Annotated in this window: 29 protein-coding genes; 28 read left to right on the top strand and 1 reads right to left on the bottom strand. The window is 63.2% G+C overall.

Features of this window, described 5'->3' with window-relative positions; translation table 11 throughout:
* Window positions 1–5 precede the first annotated feature (5 nt).
* The 23 genes from AB0H22_RS03770 to AB0H22_RS03660 all read left to right on the top strand — a co-directional run bounded on the left by AB0H22_RS03770 (window position 6) and on the right by AB0H22_RS03660 (window position 9,574).
* Window positions 6–911 (top strand): hypothetical protein, encoded by a 906-nt coding sequence (locus AB0H22_RS03770; RefSeq protein WP_358144879.1) that lies wholly within the window; start codon window positions 6–8, stop codon window positions 909–911.
* Between the two features lie 28 nt (window positions 912–939).
* Window positions 940–1,293, top strand: coding sequence for a hypothetical protein (locus AB0H22_RS03765; RefSeq protein WP_358144877.1), 354 nt, complete (start codon window positions 940–942; stop codon window positions 1,291–1,293).
* A gap of 27 nt (window positions 1,294–1,320) precedes the next feature.
* On the top strand, window positions 1,321–2,157 hold the full coding sequence (locus AB0H22_RS03760; protein ID WP_358144875.1) for a DUF2303 family protein: 837 nt from the start codon (window positions 1,321–1,323) through the stop codon (window positions 2,155–2,157).
* A 323-nt stretch (window positions 2,158–2,480) separates the two neighbouring features.
* Window positions 2,481–3,218, top strand: a complete 738-nt coding sequence (locus AB0H22_RS03755; RefSeq protein WP_358144872.1) for a DNA cytosine methyltransferase — start codon at window positions 2,481–2,483, stop codon at window positions 3,216–3,218.
* A gap of 169 nt (window positions 3,219–3,387) precedes the next feature.
* Window positions 3,388–3,621, top strand: a complete 234-nt coding sequence (locus tag AB0H22_RS03750; protein ID WP_358144870.1) for a hypothetical protein — start codon at window positions 3,388–3,390, stop codon at window positions 3,619–3,621.
* Entirely contained in the window at window positions 3,621–3,743 is a 123-nt protein-coding gene (locus AB0H22_RS03745; RefSeq protein WP_358144868.1) for a hypothetical protein, read from the top strand. The genes AB0H22_RS03750 and AB0H22_RS03745 overlap by 1 nt, the downstream gene beginning before the upstream one ends.
* Complete coding sequence (locus AB0H22_RS03740) at window positions 3,743–3,880, top strand: hypothetical protein (protein WP_358144866.1); 138 nt, start codon at window positions 3,743–3,745, stop codon at window positions 3,878–3,880. The genes AB0H22_RS03745 and AB0H22_RS03740 overlap by 1 nt, the downstream gene beginning before the upstream one ends.
* Complete coding sequence (locus tag AB0H22_RS03735; protein WP_358144864.1) at window positions 3,880–4,071, top strand: hypothetical protein; 192 nt, start codon at window positions 3,880–3,882, stop codon at window positions 4,069–4,071. The genes AB0H22_RS03740 and AB0H22_RS03735 overlap by 1 nt, the downstream gene beginning before the upstream one ends.
* Window positions 4,071–4,229, top strand: a complete 159-nt coding sequence (locus AB0H22_RS03730; protein ID WP_358144862.1) for a hypothetical protein — start codon at window positions 4,071–4,073, stop codon at window positions 4,227–4,229. Before AB0H22_RS03735 ends, AB0H22_RS03730 begins: the two co-directional genes overlap by 1 nt.
* Window positions 4,230–4,233: 4 nt before the next feature.
* Window positions 4,234–4,650: a DUF4326 domain-containing protein gene (locus AB0H22_RS03725; RefSeq protein ID WP_358144860.1), complete on the top strand. Its 417-nt coding sequence runs from the start codon at window positions 4,234–4,236 to the stop codon at window positions 4,648–4,650.
* A complete protein-coding gene (locus AB0H22_RS03720) occupies window positions 4,640–5,008 on the top strand; it encodes a hypothetical protein (protein WP_358144858.1) in 369 nt (122 codons plus the stop codon). Before AB0H22_RS03725 ends, AB0H22_RS03720 begins: the two co-directional genes overlap by 11 nt.
* Window positions 5,008–5,829 carry a hypothetical protein gene (locus AB0H22_RS03715; RefSeq protein ID WP_358144856.1) on the top strand — a complete coding sequence of 274 codons (822 nt, stop codon included), beginning with the start codon at window positions 5,008–5,010 and terminating at the stop codon, window positions 5,827–5,829. Before AB0H22_RS03720 ends, AB0H22_RS03715 begins: the two co-directional genes overlap by 1 nt.
* On the top strand, window positions 5,822–6,091 hold the full coding sequence (locus tag AB0H22_RS03710; RefSeq protein WP_358144854.1) for a hypothetical protein: 270 nt from the start codon (window positions 5,822–5,824) through the stop codon (window positions 6,089–6,091). The genes AB0H22_RS03715 and AB0H22_RS03710 overlap by 8 nt, the downstream gene beginning before the upstream one ends.
* A complete protein-coding gene (locus tag AB0H22_RS03705) occupies window positions 6,091–6,282 on the top strand; it encodes a hypothetical protein (RefSeq protein ID WP_358144852.1) in 192 nt (63 codons plus the stop codon). The genes AB0H22_RS03710 and AB0H22_RS03705 overlap by 1 nt, the downstream gene beginning before the upstream one ends.
* A complete protein-coding gene (locus tag AB0H22_RS03700) occupies window positions 6,282–6,563 on the top strand; it encodes a WhiB family transcriptional regulator (RefSeq protein ID WP_358144850.1) in 282 nt (93 codons plus the stop codon). The genes AB0H22_RS03705 and AB0H22_RS03700 overlap by 1 nt, the downstream gene beginning before the upstream one ends.
* A gap of 2 nt (window positions 6,564–6,565) precedes the next feature.
* On the top strand, window positions 6,566–7,222 hold the full coding sequence (locus tag AB0H22_RS03695; RefSeq protein ID WP_358144848.1) for a hypothetical protein: 657 nt from the start codon (window positions 6,566–6,568) through the stop codon (window positions 7,220–7,222).
* Window positions 7,219–7,350: a hypothetical protein gene (locus AB0H22_RS03690; RefSeq protein WP_358144846.1), complete on the top strand. Its 132-nt coding sequence runs from the start codon at window positions 7,219–7,221 to the stop codon at window positions 7,348–7,350. Before AB0H22_RS03695 ends, AB0H22_RS03690 begins: the two co-directional genes overlap by 4 nt.
* A 32-nt stretch (window positions 7,351–7,382) precedes the next feature.
* On the top strand, window positions 7,383–7,730 hold the full coding sequence (locus AB0H22_RS03685) for a hypothetical protein (protein WP_358144844.1): 348 nt from the start codon (window positions 7,383–7,385) through the stop codon (window positions 7,728–7,730).
* Window positions 7,731–7,811: 81 nt separating this feature from the next.
* The gene (locus tag AB0H22_RS03680) at window positions 7,812–8,072 is read left to right on the top strand and encodes a hypothetical protein (RefSeq protein ID WP_358144842.1); all 261 of its coding nucleotides are present in this window, start codon (window positions 7,812–7,814) and stop codon (window positions 8,070–8,072) included.
* 210 nt (window positions 8,073–8,282) lie between these two features.
* On the top strand, window positions 8,283–8,681 hold the full coding sequence (locus tag AB0H22_RS03675; RefSeq protein ID WP_358144840.1) for a hypothetical protein: 399 nt from the start codon (window positions 8,283–8,285) through the stop codon (window positions 8,679–8,681).
* Between the two features lie 200 nt (window positions 8,682–8,881).
* Complete coding sequence (locus AB0H22_RS03670; RefSeq protein ID WP_358144838.1) at window positions 8,882–9,007, top strand: hypothetical protein; 126 nt, start codon at window positions 8,882–8,884, stop codon at window positions 9,005–9,007.
* Window positions 9,007–9,375: a hypothetical protein gene (locus AB0H22_RS03665; RefSeq protein ID WP_358144836.1), complete on the top strand. Its 369-nt coding sequence runs from the start codon at window positions 9,007–9,009 to the stop codon at window positions 9,373–9,375. Before AB0H22_RS03670 ends, AB0H22_RS03665 begins: the two co-directional genes overlap by 1 nt.
* The gene (locus AB0H22_RS03660) at window positions 9,368–9,574 is read left to right on the top strand and encodes a hypothetical protein (RefSeq protein WP_358144833.1); all 207 of its coding nucleotides are present in this window, start codon (window positions 9,368–9,370) and stop codon (window positions 9,572–9,574) included. Before AB0H22_RS03665 ends, AB0H22_RS03660 begins: the two co-directional genes overlap by 8 nt.
* 86 nt (window positions 9,575–9,660) lie before the next feature.
* On the opposite strand, the gene AB0H22_RS03655 is transcribed toward AB0H22_RS03660, so the two are convergent.
* Window positions 9,661–9,792, bottom strand: coding sequence for a hypothetical protein (locus AB0H22_RS03655; RefSeq protein ID WP_358144831.1), 132 nt, complete (start codon window positions 9,790–9,792; stop codon window positions 9,661–9,663).
* A 294-nt stretch (window positions 9,793–10,086) separates the two neighbouring features.
* Between AB0H22_RS03655 and AB0H22_RS03650 the strand changes: the two genes are divergently transcribed.
* The 5 genes from AB0H22_RS03650 to AB0H22_RS03630 are packed head-to-tail and all read left to right on the top strand — an operon-like array spanning window position 10,087 to window position 14,864.
* Window positions 10,087–10,341, top strand: a complete 255-nt coding sequence (locus AB0H22_RS03650) for a hypothetical protein (protein WP_358144829.1) — start codon at window positions 10,087–10,089, stop codon at window positions 10,339–10,341.
* Entirely contained in the window at window positions 10,277–11,824 is a 1,548-nt protein-coding gene (locus AB0H22_RS03645; protein WP_358144827.1) for a hypothetical protein, read from the top strand. Before AB0H22_RS03650 ends, AB0H22_RS03645 begins: the two co-directional genes overlap by 65 nt.
* A gap of 17 nt (window positions 11,825–11,841) precedes the next feature.
* Window positions 11,842–13,263 (top strand): hypothetical protein, encoded by a 1,422-nt coding sequence (locus AB0H22_RS03640; protein WP_358144825.1) that lies wholly within the window; start codon window positions 11,842–11,844, stop codon window positions 13,261–13,263.
* Complete coding sequence (locus AB0H22_RS03635; protein ID WP_358144822.1) at window positions 13,257–14,498, top strand: head maturation protease, ClpP-related; 1,242 nt, start codon at window positions 13,257–13,259, stop codon at window positions 14,496–14,498. The genes AB0H22_RS03640 and AB0H22_RS03635 overlap by 7 nt, the downstream gene beginning before the upstream one ends.
* A gap of 3 nt (window positions 14,499–14,501) precedes the next feature.
* Complete coding sequence (locus tag AB0H22_RS03630) at window positions 14,502–14,864, top strand: capsid cement protein (protein ID WP_358144820.1); 363 nt, start codon at window positions 14,502–14,504, stop codon at window positions 14,862–14,864.
* Window positions 14,865–14,890 lie beyond the last annotated feature (26 nt).

Here is a 14,890-nt window from a genome sequence, read left to right as displayed (position 1 = left end):
ATCGCATGACCGTCGAAATCACCACCGATACCGATATCGAGATCCTGCCGCCACGCCGGCCATCGGCAGCCGATGCCCTCGGCGCGCTGGCCGCTCACGTCGAGGCCATGAACAACGCCAAGGTGCTCGGCGACGCGCTCGCCGACACCGAGCTGGTACCGGAGACATATCGCGGCAAGCCCGGCAATGCCGGTGCCGCAATCCTGTTCGGCGCCGAGATCGGGTTGAACCCGATTCAATCACTGCAACAGATCTTCGTTGTCAAGGGCAAGCCCGCCATCTACGCGCGCACAGCGGTCGCATTACTCAAGCGGCACGGCATCGTCGTGCAGACGCTCGAAACATCCGACACGAGCGTGACCGTCACCGCCACTGATCCGCGCACGGGTCAAGTGGAAACGTCCACATGGGATATCGGACGGGCGACCAAGGCGAAGTACACGTCCAACGCGCTGTACACCACCGACCCGCAGGCGATGTTGTACGCGAAGGCGGCCATGGAGGTGTGCCGCAAGATCGCCCCGGACATCCTGCTCGGTATCCCATACTCGCGTGAGGAATTGGAGATGGAGCAACAGCCGGTCCGGGTCCGTGCTGATCGTGCCGACCGGGGCATTAAGGGATTGCGGGCCGCGGTCGAGGCATCGGCCACCGAGCAGCCCGAACCGGTGGCCTCCGTGACTGAAACAGCTCCCGTCGAGCCGTCGCCGGATGCGCCCGAGGTCGAGCTGATCACGTCGGCTCAGTCCCGCAAGCTCTACGCACTCCTGCGGGAGAACGAGCTCGAAGACAAGGCGGCTGCGCTGGCGTGGATCTCGGCTGCCTTGGGACGCCCGATCGTCAGCACCAAAGACGTGACCAAGGCAGAGGCGTGCACGTTGATTGACAACCTCGACGGTCCAGAGAAGTAACCCACCCACCAGAAAGGAATGAGTAACCATGTCCGACAACGAAACCGACAACGAAACCAGCGAGGCCAAGGCGAGTACCGAGGTCGGTCCCGGTGAGGTCACCGACTTCATCGTCGTCCTGGCCGCTCATGACAAGGGCCGCGCTCAGCTCAAGGCGTCCAAACTCTTAGCCCAATGCGTCGAGGCCGCTCACGTGACCGGCAAGAAGGGCGGAACGATCACGGTCAAGGCGACCGTGACAGCGCTCGAATCCGGCGCAGTCGGAATCGAAATCGACGTTGACGGCAAGCCGGTCGAGGAATCGGTCAAGTCCATCTGGTTTGACGACGGCGAAGGGAACCTATCCCGCGACAACGCCGGAATGTTCTACGGAAACAAGTAACCCAACAACCGCCAAGGAGTAAAAGCTATGTCCGAAAACGTTATTGCATTCCCTGATCACACCGTCGAGCCGATCAACGACCCCGACGTGGACGGCCCCGTCTACCTCGTCAGCGCCAACAGTGATAGCGGCCTGCAAACCGAGGTCATCGACGTACGTAGCAAGGCGCCGCATGCGTTCCCACCACGCACCGTCCCACCACGCACCGTGACTGACGCGGCCTCATTACTGGCCGAGGTTAAGCGGCGCCCGTTGTTGAACGGCATGTCCACAGTGTGGGGAAACCGCAACGTCGGTGAAATCACTGTTGTGTACGACGAATTAGAGTCCGACGCCACCATTGATTACACCAACCGCGCCGACCAGCTCCGACTCAAGTTCGTGCGCGACCCCGATTGGGACACCCTGTTCAGGGCCGCAGACGGCAGATTCCACACTCAGGTCGAATTCGGTGACCTCATCGAGTCGGCGGGCCACCTGATCACCAGCCACCCCGCGGCCGAGATCGTGGAGATTGTCGACAGCGTCCGTGCGTCGAGCAAGGGATCTTTCGAGTCGAATATCAAGCGCGCCACCGGGAGCGTGAATCTGACCTACAGCGAGGAAGTCTCTGCCAAGGCCGGCACCGCTACGAGGCAACTCGAAGTTCCGCGCGAGATCACCCTGTCGGCGAGGCCATTCGAGGACTACCCAGTCATTGAGATCACGTGCTGGCTACGACTGAACATCTCCCAAGGGCAACTGGGGCTCGCTCTGGTCCCGCAGCCCTACGAGCACCTGGTGCGCGACGCCTGGACGCAGAAGACCACAGAGGTCGCCGACGAGCTCGGAGTGCCCATCTACGCGTCGAACCTCGGGAAGTAGGCCGTGAGCGCCCCGGTGATCACCGTTCGCAGCCCCGCGGTACGCCGGGGTGCTCACCCCACCAGAGGTATCCACATCACGCTCCATTGCGCGCGTTGCGCAGAGGAATTTGTGACGGAGCAGATCCGTGACCACTGCGATCACTGCCAGCTCGCACAGCAAGCCGCGTGGCCCCATGCAACCCACCAACGAATCGGAGAGGCGAGCGGATGCTGACCCCTACGGCAACCATCCGCAACCACGCAATTGACGACGGCTGGCGGTGGTCCCCGGCTGGGCTGCTCCTGCCCCCCAATGTCAGTAAACGACGAAATGATCGTCCCATGGGTCTCGATCTGTTCTCTGGCGCAGGCGGTTTCAGCTGCGGTTTCCACCAGGCCGGGTGGCACGTGGCTGCCGCCGTCGAGCACGACGTGCCTGCCTCCATGACGTACCTGACCAACCTTGCCCGCCCAGGAGTCAAGATTCACATCGACCCCGACCACCCGGTACTCGGCCCCAATGCCGCCCAACCCAAGAAGTCAAAGAGCAAGGACGCAGTGCCATTCGACGCTCACATTGGCTCCGGCTGGATCTCCACCCGACCCGACGATGCCGGCTGTGAGCACTTCTATGTGTACGACGTCAAGAACCTGACCGGCGAGCGCATCCTCGGCGACCTCGGCCTGGAAGTCGGCGAGCTGGATTGCGTGTTCGGGGGGCCGCCCTGCCAAGGATTCTCGATCGCTGGCCGTCGTGACGTGATGGACCCGCGCAACTCGCTGGTGTTCGAGTTCGCGCGGTTGGTGTGCGAGATCCGGCCCAAGACGTTCGTGATGGAAAACGTGACCGGCATCTTGAACATGCGCACACCCGAGGGTATGCCGGTACTCGACGCCGTCGCTGCCTACATGTCCGGACGTGGGTACAGCGACTATGAAGCGCTCCGGCAGGCGCTCGGCGGTGCGCCCAACGCCAAGGCCGGTGTTCGCGATTCCATGTCCGGCAAGCGCTCCAAGAAGGCCGAGGACCGCGAGCCGTCCGGCGACGGTCAGGACGCACTGTTCGAGGTCGACCCGTGAGCACCCCCGCGCCCGCGCCATCCGAGACTCCCGAGCCGGTCTACACGTTCACGAGCATCGTCCGTGGCACCTGCACAGGCGGTTGCGGCATGGAGTACCAACCCGGTGATCCAGTCACCAAGTACCGAGACGAAATCCGTTGCGTGTCATGCGCTGAGAGGTGGAGAAGGTGAGCCAAGAACCATCGACCGAGATCGAACCGCCCTCCCGTACGTGGCAGCACTCCCGGAAGGGGCGTATTCGGGGTGTTGTGGTCCGTGAAGATGACACGTGGATATGGGTTCGACTGGAGGGCGACCACCAGCTGGCCTATGCATCAGCGGGGAACCACGGCCGGATTGATACCGACGGCACCGCTATGTGCCTGCGCAAATCGCTCATGGTTGAAGTCGGGGCGCACTGATGATCGCCTGGATTCTCATCGACTGGCACTGGCTGATGATCCTGATTGCCCTTGTGCTGCTGGCACTTACCGGGTGGGTCGTCGTGGTTGTCGAGGACGACGGCGACTGGTGGGTGTTCTGATGGCCGACCCAGACGAAGACGACGAGTTCGTGATGTGCCGTTGCTTTGGCGAGCTGACCCCCGCCGACAAGGCGCGACGGCTCGGATGTGACCAGCGCGGCGGATGCTCCGAACTACGTGACGCGATGGAGTTCTGATGGCATTCGAGGCAAACTACTGGGGTACATGCCAAGTCTGCGGAAAGCGTTTCAGCATTGGCGATCTCATCGAACGGCACATCGACGGGTACCGGCACGAGGACTGCCACGGCGACGCTGAGGACGTGCTCGGCGATCGAGCCGACGCGTGCACGCGCTGCTTTCTGATTCACGCAGGGGAGTGCTACTGATGAACTGGGCTGCATTCGCGCTCCCGCTCACCGTGATCGCTACGTGGTCGTCTTGGCACGCCTTCGGGCAGGCGCTCCGCTACAGCTGGGGCGAGATCGTCGGCTTGCTGCAACAGCCGCGCTCGTGCTGGTCGATGCGGCACTCGTGGGTGTGGTGATCTGATGCCCGAGCGGATCCAGTTGCGGCGCACCAAGGGCTGGCGCAAGCCAGAGGGGGCGATCGTTGTGTCGCGGCCGAGTCGATGGGGCAACCCGATCCGGATCACGCCCGAGCGCGGCCGGTTCTGCACGATGTACCGCGTTCACGGCTCACCGCTGGATCGAAACGGTGGGCCCTCGTACGCGGACATTGGGACAGCGCGCTACTTCGCCGCCAAGGCGTTCGAGTGGGACCTACTCAACGGTCGCTATCCGAACTACCCGAGCGTGGATGAGATCTGCCGGGAGCTGGCTGGCCATGACCTCGCTTGCTGGTGTCCACCACGCCGAGTGAACCGAAACGGCTCCCTCGGTGATATCAGCTGCCATGCAGACGTACTGCTCGAAATCGCCAATCAGGAGGCCCACTGTGGCACGTAAGAGCCGAGGCCGGATCACCATCGAGATCCCCGATGACGTGCTAGTCGTCCATGCCCAAGACTCGGCCGCCTGGCGGCGCCTTGACAAGGCCGAGGGTTGGTTCGTCTACAGCATGTACGAGGCCAACCGACGCATCGTGCCGCCGCTCTACGTCGGTGTCACAGGACACCTCTATCAACGGCTCTCAGCGCACAGACGCCAGCAGGCGTGGTGGCCCATCGTGGGCGACATCGTCATCGAGCACTTCACAGACAGGTCCGACGCTTATGACGCCGAGGACCGCCGGATCTACGTGCTGCAGCCGTTATTCAACACGGTCTGCAATATCCACACCCCGCGATCGGAGGCGACAGCGTAATGCCGTGGTTCAACGTCGATGACGGGTTCGCCAATAGCAAACCGGTGATGCGGATTCCGCGCCGCTACCGGACGGCTGCGATCGGGCTGTGGACGCTCACCGGCTCATGGTCAGCCAAGGAACTCACCGACGGCTTGATCCCCGCCGAGGTGGTCGAAGAGTTCGGCGGAACACCCAAACTCGTGGAACTTCTGATCGTCGCCGAGCTATGGGATTCGGCAGAAAGCGGCGTCCAGTTTCGGAATTGGCCGAAGTGGCAACGCACTAAAGCGCAAGTTCTGGATTTCCGTGCGGGAGAGGCGGAACGGAAGCGGAAACAGCGGGAGCGGAAAGTCAGGCCGTCTGATCAGGAGGAACGCAAAGTGTCCCAGCCCTGTCCCGGTGGGACACCAACGGGACTCCGGCCGGAGTCCTCCCAGGTGTCCGGACTACCTAAACCATTACCTAAACCATTACCAACAAGTACTTACGTAGGTAGGGATGTTGCGTTGGTAGACGCGAGCGACCCCAACGACCCCCCACCCACTCATTGCCCGAAGCATCCCGACGGCACGAGCGAGCCATGCCGAGGCTGCGAGGCAGCCCGGCGCAGCCGCGAGGACATCGAGCGGGCTAACCGCGAACAGCAACGGGCACAACGCGAAGCCGAGCAGCAGGACGCGCTGGAGGCCAAGCTCGCCACGATCGTCGTCTGCGAGTTGTGCGACGAGGACGGGTACCGCGGTGGCCAGGTCTGCGATCACGTCGACCGAACCCAGACGGCGGCCAAGGGCGCAGCGATGGCCCGTGCCGCACTCGCGAAGGCGGCTGGCGATGAGTGATTTGGACCCCGGATTCGAGGCCCGTACCCGTGAGCGCCTTGGCGCGCTCTCAGAGGCCGTAGACGCCCCGCCGCGCGAGTTCGGTCGCCCCAGCCTCAATCCGGCTCAGCAGCGGCCAGAGCGCGCCGTCAGGTGTCCGCACCCGGCATGCAGGGCCGAAGTCGGCAAGCCGTGCTGGAACTCGGCGACCCGGACTGAGCGCGAGGACTTCCACCCGTCGCGTACCAACGCCGCGTACGCGCAATCGAAAGCGGAGGCGTGATGAGCGAACTCGTAGACCGCGCCCGCTATGCCTACGAGTGGGGTAACGGAGACGAACTACATGTCCAGCTTGCCGCCGAAGTGGAGCGGCTAGAGGCCGAGGTGGAACGGCTGCGCGGCCAGGTCGGGAACCGCGGCAAGTGGGATCCGAGCTGGGGCAGCCCATATGACGCGATGGGGGACGTGCCGTGATGAAGAAACTCCTTGCCCTGCTCGACACGCCAAGCCTGCCCGGTGCGCTCTGTAGGGGTCAATCGGCGCTGTTCGACGAGCGCCGCGACCATGAGGGACCGCGCCAGCTCGAACGGCGACACGCGCAGGCGCAGCACCTCTGCCGCCAGTGCCCACAGTTCAGGCCGTGCCACGCGTGGGTCACGTCGATACCGGGAAGTCTGCGCCCGGAAGGTGTTGTAGCCGGGCTGGTTCCACGGGAAGTGGGCAAGGTAGGACGACCGAAAAAGGGTGAGAAGTGACGATGGATTTCTTTCTTGACCGTCGCCATCAAGCGAAGCTGCGCGACGAACTCGCAACGATCCCCGCCCTTGTCGATGATCTCGCCGTCACCGTCACGCGTCAGGCGCGCATCCAGAAGGCCAACCTTGGCCGGCCAAAACGGCAGCGGCCCGGACCGCGACCGCCAGTGCACCTCGGCGCGTGGACTGCGGCAGACGAGCTGCACAACGCCCTGACGACGTGGGTGCGGCTGGTCTGCGAACAGCGGTGCATTTACTACCGCGAGTCGAACGACATGCTCACGCTGGCGCGCTGGCTGCGCAAAAACATGGTGGCCCTTGCTCTTACAGAGGGAGCCCATGAGGCGTACGAAGATCTGTCGCCCAAGATCGCCGAGTGCTGGCGGCACGTCGACTTGCCACCCGACGACGAGATCATGATCGACCACATACGCGTCAATGAGGCCGGCGGAAGCGTCGTCACGCTGGACACCATCACCGCGGTCGCCAATCGGATTGGCCCAATGGCGAAGGGGCTGAATCGTGACCGGCTGCGCTACCTGGTCAAGGGTGACAGGGTCAAGGCGTGTGGGCAGGATCCGGACACGGGCACGAAGTTCTATCGGTTGTTCGATGTCATGCACGCACACAACGACAAGACGAAACGGCGGCGAGCATGACGGAGGCGAAGGGCTTGCGCATCAAGCTCAGCCTGCGGCAGGCGCGTCAACGGCGATGGAAAGTCGAGAACGTGCGCGAGGCCAAAGTCAATGCAATTCAGGCTAATGGCGACGGTGGGGCTGGTTGAGGCTCGGGTTCTTCAATGGGGGCTAACGATCCATGGCGGCCGATGAGACCCCTCAGATCGGCGCTCTCGTTGCTGTAGCCATATTCGGCGAGTACCCGTTCAGCGTCTGCCAGTGCGGCGCGGTCATCGTCGGAAAACGGCGTGTATTCGATCATTATCGGCTGCGCCACGTCATACCGGCGCCGGAAGGCGGCATTGGAATAATGAGGGCCGTCAACCTCTTTCGGCGCGTCTTCCGCGATTACGGTGACGTGCAGGGCTTGGGACTGATCAGGAAACCAAGATATTCGATCCACTCGGAAACGTCGGCCTCCCGCAATGAGGCGACCGTCAGCCTCGAACCGGTCAAATTCGGAGATGATCACATGACCTTTGCGTAGGCCATGCCCCCTGATGAATGCCTTTCCCATAATCGAATCCTGCCATCCGCGGTTGTATCCCGCATGCGATACGTTCATCCCATGAGCTTCACCGTGAAATTCGTCAAGAGCGAGTGGACCGAAGAGACCCAGCACTATGCCGATGCGGACGCGTACCTGTTCATGCATGGCGGTGTGCTCGGCGTACTCGTAGAGAAAGACAAACGGGTGTCGTTTTACCCACAAGGTTCCTGGCTGCACGTCAGCGGCAAGGACCATCAGCCTGGCTACAAATTTCTGCCAGGCGGAATACCCGAGGTCGCTTTTGACCTGTTCCAGCCCGAAGTGCCGCCGATTCGGTAGCCGACTACCCCGCCTCGCACCGACGCTCGGCGTGCTCGGTGAGGGTCGGGTGCGAATCGGGAGGCACACCCAACCAGCGGCTACGTGTTTTTCCCATACCGCTGCGGTACGCTCATCGCTAGTCGCAGTGGTGCGTCTGCCGAACATCCCCGACCAGCTCATTTGGCCGGGGTTTTCTCATATGTCGGACCCTCGGCGTAAAACTGGCCAATGGACGCCTTGAGGGCCATTCGCGAGGTCATCGAGCAGATGCCGAACTTCTTTAGCCTGACTCGCAATACGACGATCGGCGCCGAGGGTCAGACCGAGACCAGGGTCTACACCCAGGACGAAATCGCCGCACACGTCGCGGCGAAGCTCATCGCCAAGATCCACACCAAACGCTGCTTAGTCGTCGAGCTGCCACCCGTCGAGACCGACGAGTACGGAAGCCAGACGGTCCGCGTTCCGATCACCGGCCAGGCATGGGCATACGGGGAAGTGCGCATAGACGACCGCGGCAACCGGCTGAACATCGTGGACATCCCTTCACGGCTGCCCATCGATGACGCACCCGCGTTCGCCGAGGCGGTGCTCGCCGCCTACAACGCTGCACGCCCACGTCGGTAGGGCGAGTCCACCGGGAGCGCCACCAAGGGGCACGCGATGGCCTGGTCCGAACTTGATCAGCAGATTGCCAACGCGTGGATCAGCCTTCGTCGCGCTATCCGCCAACTCGACTATGGCCGCGCACTGCGCGTCATGAGTCACATCGACGCACTGCTTGACCTACACCCGTTCGAGCCACGTCGAGAGGGAGACAAAAACCCATGAGGCACAACATCGCTCGCGCACTGCGCAAGATCGCCAACCGTGTTGATCCGGCCGTTCCTGGCGATGCCACTGCCGAGGGTCTGCGGATCGCCAACGCCGCGGTCAGGGCGGCGATGCGCTGATGCCGCGTCCTGATGTCGCCAAGCTGTTCGCCGATAACCTCGGCAATCTGCCACATCCCAAGGGTGACATGCGATTTATGCATCACAGCATGTTTGGACTACCGGATGATCAGAAGCAACGCATGCAGTCGATCGCCAACCGCACAGGCGAGGCGTTCGTCAATCTGTTGGAGTCCAACGGCTACACCATCAGCCACCCATCCGACCCGGCGCCTGCTGACCCGATCAACAAGACGGTCACCATCGGCTGTGCCGCGTGCAAGCAAGTGCTGCTGACGTTTACGGCCGACGAAAACCATCAAGTCTGGCTGAATCCATCCAGCCTGGAGGCCCTGACCACCCCGGCCGCGTGGTGCCCACATGAGTAACCCCATCATCATTCCCAAGCAGGCAAGGGAACTACTGACGGGGACTCGTCGTCTGCTGGCCACGCGCCAGGCGTTCGCGTTCGTCGAGCAGTTCGCGACAATGCTGGCCAAGCGCCCCGAGCTCGCCATGCTCGCCTTCAAGGTCACGCGTGACGAACAGGGCATCACCATCCGCGCCACGCCCACACAACCGCGCTGATGCCCTCGCCGCGACCAGGCCAGCGCAACTACCGCACGACCACCCAGCGCGGACTAGGCGCGGCCCACAGGAGGGACCGGGAGCGCCTACTCGGAGACCACATAGAAGGCACGCCGTGCTGGTGGTGCGGCGAACCGATGCACACCGCGCAAGGCCTTGGCGCAGACCATGAGCAACCCCGATCCCTGGGCGGCACACGCGCGAACCGGCTGCTGCATTCGTGGTGCAACTCAGAGCGCGGCGACGGTCGAGGCGACGCCGAACGGCCCGCGCTGACCGGCCTCAAGATCAACGGCCACACACAACCCGCCATCGGTGATCGCGTCATGCGATGGGCACCGTAAGCGACGACGAGCGAGCGCTAGCAAACACAGGGCACCCTACCCCCAAAATTATACGGGGAGGGGGTACTCCTCGGCGACGTGTGGGTCACCGCTTCCCCCCTCTCCGGGGGTATCAGCATTCAGCGGCCGGTATTGACCACCCGTAGCAAACAGAGGCGGTGGTGACCCATGGACCAGTTATCGCTGGCCGAGGCAGTAAAACAGGGCCAAGTCCAGGGCTTGACAGCTCTGCGCGACCTCCTCGCAACCGAGATCGACGGATGCGACGACCCGAAGACGCTCCCCGCACTGTCCAAACAGTTCACCGACGTGCTTGCAGCGCTGGCCGCGCTGGCGCCAGCGAAGAAGTCGAGGATCGATGAACTTGCCGAGCAGCGACGTAAGCGACGCGCCGGTACTGGGCGCGCAGCGTCCTCGGATTGAGTGCCTTCCGGCCGGTGTCGTCTATTCCGCCGGCGCCGACGCGGTGGCGCTCTGCGACGAGATGGGGTTCGAGCTCGACCCGTGGCAGCAGTACGTCCTCGAGCACGCGCTCGGCGAGCGCGAAGACGGCCGGTGGGCAGCGTTCGAGGTCGGCTTGCCGGTACCTCGGCAGAACGGCAAGTCCGGGATCATCGAGGCCCGGATCCTGGCGGGCCTGTTTCTCTTCGATGAAGAACTGATCGTCTATTCGGCGCACGAGTTCAAGACGGCCATCGAGATCATGCGCCGCGTCGAGTACCACCTGCACAATTCGGGCAAGCAGTTCAAGCCGAGTCGGTCGCACGGCCAGGAGGGCTTCGAGCTTCCGGCCGACGACGACCATCCTCGTGCCCGGCGCGTCATCTTCCAGTCGCGCACCAAGGCTGGCGGCCGCGGCCTCTCTGGTGACTGCGTGATCCTCGATGAGGCGATGATCATCAAGCCGGAAGCAATCGGCACGCTGATGCCGACGATGGCGGCACGTCCGAATCCGCAGATCTGGTACGCGGGTTCGGCGGTTGATCAGGAGATTCACCCGCACGGGTTCATCTTCTCGGCCATCCGGCACCGCGGCGTCGAGGGCGGCAAGGTTCCCGGCTCGGAGCCGCGGTTGTGCTTCATGGAGTGGTCGGCCGAGAAGGGCGCCAAACGCTCGGACCCGCATGTACAGGCGCAGGCCAACCCCGCGGTCGGATTCCGTATCACGTTGGAGTACATCGCCGACGAGCTGCGCGCGATGCAGCACACCCCGCACATCTTCGACGTTGAACGTCTCGGTATCGGGGACTGGCCGGAGATGACCGACGCCGCGTTGCGGCCGATCGGCACGCAGGTATGGACCGATCAGGCCGACGCCGCGCCGACACTGCAGAGCCCGTATCCACTGGTGCTCGCGGTGCATCGCGAGGGCAACATGTGGTCGATCGGTGGTGCGCAGTGGACCGCGGCCGGTACCGGCCATGTCGAGATCGGCTGGTCCGGGCACGGTGGGCCCACGGTGATCGCCGAACGGCTGGTACGGATTGTGGCCGACGCAGATCCGTCTGCGCTGGTCATTGATCCGCGCGGCCCGGCGAACATACTGCTGCCTCACCTGGCGCAGCTGGGCATCGAAGCGTCTCAGGTGAATGCCGGTGAAGTGGCGATCGCGTGCGATGGGTTCCTGACGGCGCTCGGCGATGGCCAGGTGACGCACTCGGGGCAGCCGATTTTGGACGGTTCGGCGCTTCCGGCGCTCAAAAAGGACCTTCCGGGCAAGCGATTCGTCTGGGATGCGCCTCCCGGCGGCTCAGTTCTACACCTGACGGCGGTGACGTTGGCGCATTGGGGGCTGTTGACCTACGGCGCGCCGGCCAAACGGTCTGCCGGACCCTCGTTCGCTTCCGAATCCACATCTGATCACCACTCGACGGGCGCCCTCGATGTCCTCGGGGCCGCTTTCTGACCCGAAGGGAGGGTTCCATGGCGAAAACCGCCGCGCCGATAAGCGAAATCGGCTTTGTGAACCCGTATTCGGGTCTGCTCTCGGCATGGGCGGCATGGGATACCTACGAGCAGGTGCCAGAGCTGTTATGGCCCAACTCGATTCGGACATATACCCGGATGTCGCGCGAGGATGGCCGCATTGCGTCGGTTCTGGCGGCAATCGCACTGCCGGTTCGCCGTACCACGTGGCGGATCGCGCAGAACGGCGCCAGCGACGAGGTAACCCAGTTCGTTGCCACCAATCTTGGGTTGCCGATACTCGGCGACAACGACATTGAGGCCCCGACACAGCGCACCAAGGACCGCTTTTCATGGTCCGAGCATCTTCGTGTCGCTCTGCTCATGAATGTGTTTGGGCACAGCGTATTCGAGCAGGTTTACCGGCCTGACAACGGCAAAATGATGCTGCGCAAGCTCGCCCCGCGTCCTGCTCAGACCATCGCCTACTGGGATGTGGCCCGCGACGGCGGCCTGATCGGGGTGCAGCAGTATCCCGAGGGCAGTGTCGGCGGCGGTGGTGGCGTCATCTATAGCGGCGGGGCCTTCGACAACCTGATCCCAGTGAATCGGCTGGTTGTGTACACACGCGACCCCGATCCTGGTGTCTGGGTGGGTAATTCAATACTTCGGCCCGCCTATAAGCATTGGCTACTCAAGGATGAGTTGATCCGCATTCAGGCCGCTACGGCACGCCGCAACGGTATGGGTGTGCCAGTGGCCACGTCGAGCGAGGCTGAAGCAATCGATCCAGTGGCCATCGAGAAATATCAGCAACTCGCCTCTCAGTATCGCGGCGGGAACAGCGCCGGGGTCGGGTTGCCGTTCGGCGCTAAGCTCGAATTGCTTGGTGTCGCAGGCAACTTGCCCGATATGCAGCTGGCCATCGAATACCACGATAAGCAGATGGCGCTTGCCGGGCTGGCGCACTTCCTCAATCTCGACAAGGGCGGCTCATACGCACTCGCGAGTGTTCAGGCCGACACGTTCACGCAATCCGTGCAGACTGTGGCCGACACAATCCGCGACACCGCGCAGGCGCACATCGTAGAAGACCTGGTAGACCTCAACTTTGGGGTTGATGAGCCGGCCCCGCTGCTGGTTTGCGACGAGATTGGTTCGCGCCAGGACGCCACCGCCGCAGCGTTGGGAATGCTGGTAATGGCCGGCATACTCACCCCTGACCCGCGCCTAGAGGCGTTCGAGCGCCAGACGCTCGGCCTGCCGAGTTCTGACCCGGACGCTGAAACCACCGAAGCGCCAGCAGAAACCGACCCGCCCGAGACGGCCCTGCCGCCCATTCCCGAGACCAACGTGAGTAACGCTCGGATCCTGCGTGAGCACACACCGCGCCGAACTCGAGTAACCATCGATCCGAACGGAGCGTTGACACTGTGGTAGAACGCAATCCGCAGGGCATCCCGAATGCCGGCGACCAGGGCAATCGAAAGTCGTGGTACGCCCTGGCTACGCCGGATGACGGCCCGGCCGAGGTAATGATCTACGACGATATCGGGATGTTCGGCGTCACCGCAGCCGATTTCGTACGCGACATCGCCACAATCAAGGCCGACGCGGTCACCGTGCGGATCAATTCCTATGGCGGTGAGGTGTTCGAGGGCATCGCGATTCTCAACGCGATTCGAGGCCTGGATGCCACGACAACCGTTGTCGTTGACGGTATTGCGGCCTCAATCGCAAGCGTGATTGCGATGGGCGGCGATCACGTGGTGATGAATCAAAACGCGCAGTTGATGATTCACAACGCGTGGAACTTTGCCTCTGGCAACGCCGACGAGTTGCAACGCGTTGCGGACGGTCTGCGGTCAATGTCAGGAAATATTGCAACGGTCTATGCCGCAAAGGCTGGGGGCACCGCCGAAGAGTGGCAAGCCCGGATGAATGACGAAACTTGGTACACCGCAGACGAAGCGGTGGCCGCAGGGCTCGCCGATGAGGTCATTCAGGGAGCCAAGAGCGACCAGCTCGCCTTTGCGCATGCCCGCGCAGCCGCATCACTGCGCCACTTCAAGTACCGCGGCCGTGAAACCGCACCCGCGCCGCAGATCGTGCCGCGCGCCCAAGCCCCTCTGCCGTCCGAGGCTGAGGTTACGAAAGGAAAGGAGGCCATCATGGCCACCCTTAGCGAAAGCCTCGTGGATAAGCTCGGTCTTGATGCCGGTGCCGACGAGGAGACCATCTTGGCGGCATTCGAGGCGAGGATCGCCGAAGTTCCCGCCGGGACCGCTGCCCCGGAGCCGACGACCGAGCAGATCACTGCCGCCGCAGCCAAACTGGGTGTGTGCCTGGTCGATAAGGCGCAATACGAGTCGACTACCGCCGCTGTTGCGCAGATGCAGGTTGAGCGTGCCGCCCAGGCTAAGGCCGATGACGAGCGCCTGCTCGACAGCGCCATTGCGGTTGGAAAGTTGACCCCCGCCAACAAGTCCAACTGGCTCGCGTTGATGGAACACGACCGGGTTGGTATCCGCGCCACGTTGGCGCAGCTGCCGGCCGGACTGATCCCGGTGGCCGAGATGGGCCACGGAGTCGGAAGCGAAGAGGACCACCTCGACGCCGAAATGGCTCACGCCTACGCCAAGATCACCGGCCACGAGCTCGGAAAGGGCAACTAGACCATGGGTATTTACGCACCGAACTACTTCCCGGCCGAACGGCTAGATTTCACTGCAGGCGCGGCCATTACGGCTGGACAGCTGGTGTATATCTCGGCACCGAACACGGTTCTGCCAACCTCGGCGGCCACCATCGCATGGGTTGGCGCAGCGGCCCACGATGCCGCTAGTGGCACGTTGGTGACGGTTCTGGCCGTGGGCGTGCACACCCTGGCCGCGTCTGGCGCGATCACCGCTGGCGCGAACGTCGTCGCAGCTGCGGCAGGCGCGGTTGCGGACCTCGCAGCAGGAACCAACTACGCCCAGGTCGTCGGCGTGGCACTGACCACCGCCGCCGGAAACCTCGTGACCGTCCTCTTCCGATAATCAGCTTTCAAAATAACGAAAGGCTA

Origin of the sequence: Mycobacterium sp. NPDC050853, assembly GCF_040653875.1 — a bacterium.
In the GTDB taxonomy this organism is placed as follows: Bacteria; Actinomycetota; Actinomycetes; order Mycobacteriales; family Mycobacteriaceae; genus Mycobacterium.
The sequence above is the reverse complement of the archived record's forward strand: the minus strand, read 5'-3'. Positions and strand labels throughout refer to the sequence as shown.

What these genes read in the sequence shown, in the direction of transcription:
- AB0H22_RS03705 (WP_358144852.1), top strand. Translation starts at nt 6,091, where the DNA reads ATGAGCGAACTCGTAGACCGCGCCCGCTATGCCTACGAGTGGGGTAAC.
- AB0H22_RS03710 (WP_358144854.1), top strand. Translation starts at nt 5,822, where the DNA reads ATGAGTGATTTGGACCCCGGATTCGAGGCCCGTACCCGTGAGCGCCTT.
- AB0H22_RS03735 (WP_358144864.1), top strand. Translation starts at nt 3,880, where the DNA reads ATGGCATTCGAGGCAAACTACTGGGGTACATGCCAAGTCTGCGGAAAG.
- AB0H22_RS03700 (WP_358144850.1), top strand. Translation starts at nt 6,282, where the DNA reads ATGAAGAAACTCCTTGCCCTGCTCGACACGCCAAGCCTGCCCGGTGCG.
- AB0H22_RS03745 (WP_358144868.1), top strand. Translation starts at nt 3,621, where the DNA reads ATGATCGCCTGGATTCTCATCGACTGGCACTGGCTGATGATCCTGATT.
- AB0H22_RS03725 (WP_358144860.1), top strand. Translation starts at nt 4,234, where the DNA reads ATGCCCGAGCGGATCCAGTTGCGGCGCACCAAGGGCTGGCGCAAGCCA.
- AB0H22_RS03640 (WP_358144825.1), top strand. Translation starts at nt 11,842, where the DNA reads ATGGCGAAAACCGCCGCGCCGATAAGCGAAATCGGCTTTGTGAACCCG.
- AB0H22_RS03730 (WP_358144862.1), top strand. Translation starts at nt 4,071, where the DNA reads ATGAACTGGGCTGCATTCGCGCTCCCGCTCACCGTGATCGCTACGTGG.
- AB0H22_RS03680 (WP_358144842.1), top strand. Translation starts at nt 7,812, where the DNA reads ATGAGCTTCACCGTGAAATTCGTCAAGAGCGAGTGGACCGAAGAGACC.
- AB0H22_RS03660 (WP_358144833.1), top strand. Translation starts at nt 9,368, where the DNA reads ATGAGTAACCCCATCATCATTCCCAAGCAGGCAAGGGAACTACTGACG.
- AB0H22_RS03630 (WP_358144820.1), top strand. Translation starts at nt 14,502, where the DNA reads ATGGGTATTTACGCACCGAACTACTTCCCGGCCGAACGGCTAGATTTC.
- AB0H22_RS03765 (WP_358144877.1), top strand. Translation starts at nt 940, where the DNA reads ATGTCCGACAACGAAACCGACAACGAAACCAGCGAGGCCAAGGCGAGT.
- AB0H22_RS03675 (WP_358144840.1), top strand. Translation starts at nt 8,283, where the DNA reads ATGGACGCCTTGAGGGCCATTCGCGAGGTCATCGAGCAGATGCCGAAC.
- AB0H22_RS03655 (WP_358144831.1), bottom strand. Translation starts at nt 9,792, where the DNA reads ATGCAGCAGCCGGTTCGCGCGTGTGCCGCCCAGGGATCGGGGTTGCTC.
- AB0H22_RS03740 (WP_358144866.1), top strand. Translation starts at nt 3,743, where the DNA reads ATGGCCGACCCAGACGAAGACGACGAGTTCGTGATGTGCCGTTGCTTT.
- AB0H22_RS03760 (WP_358144875.1), top strand. Translation starts at nt 1,321, where the DNA reads ATGTCCGAAAACGTTATTGCATTCCCTGATCACACCGTCGAGCCGATC.
- AB0H22_RS03645 (WP_358144827.1), top strand. Translation starts at nt 10,277, where the DNA reads ATGAACTTGCCGAGCAGCGACGTAAGCGACGCGCCGGTACTGGGCGCG.
- AB0H22_RS03685 (WP_358144844.1), top strand. Translation starts at nt 7,383, where the DNA reads ATGGCGGCCGATGAGACCCCTCAGATCGGCGCTCTCGTTGCTGTAGCC.
- AB0H22_RS03770 (WP_358144879.1), top strand. Translation starts at nt 6, where the DNA reads ATGACCGTCGAAATCACCACCGATACCGATATCGAGATCCTGCCGCCA.
- AB0H22_RS03695 (WP_358144848.1), top strand. Translation starts at nt 6,566, where the DNA reads ATGGATTTCTTTCTTGACCGTCGCCATCAAGCGAAGCTGCGCGACGAA.
- AB0H22_RS03665 (WP_358144836.1), top strand. Translation starts at nt 9,007, where the DNA reads ATGCCGCGTCCTGATGTCGCCAAGCTGTTCGCCGATAACCTCGGCAAT.
- AB0H22_RS03690 (WP_358144846.1), top strand. Translation starts at nt 7,219, where the DNA reads ATGACGGAGGCGAAGGGCTTGCGCATCAAGCTCAGCCTGCGGCAGGCG.
- AB0H22_RS03755 (WP_358144872.1), top strand. Translation starts at nt 2,481, where the DNA reads ATGGGTCTCGATCTGTTCTCTGGCGCAGGCGGTTTCAGCTGCGGTTTC.
- AB0H22_RS03715 (WP_358144856.1), top strand. Translation starts at nt 5,008, where the DNA reads ATGCCGTGGTTCAACGTCGATGACGGGTTCGCCAATAGCAAACCGGTG.
- AB0H22_RS03650 (WP_358144829.1), top strand. Translation starts at nt 10,087, where the DNA reads ATGGACCAGTTATCGCTGGCCGAGGCAGTAAAACAGGGCCAAGTCCAG.
- AB0H22_RS03670 (WP_358144838.1), top strand. Translation starts at nt 8,882, where the DNA reads ATGAGGCACAACATCGCTCGCGCACTGCGCAAGATCGCCAACCGTGTT.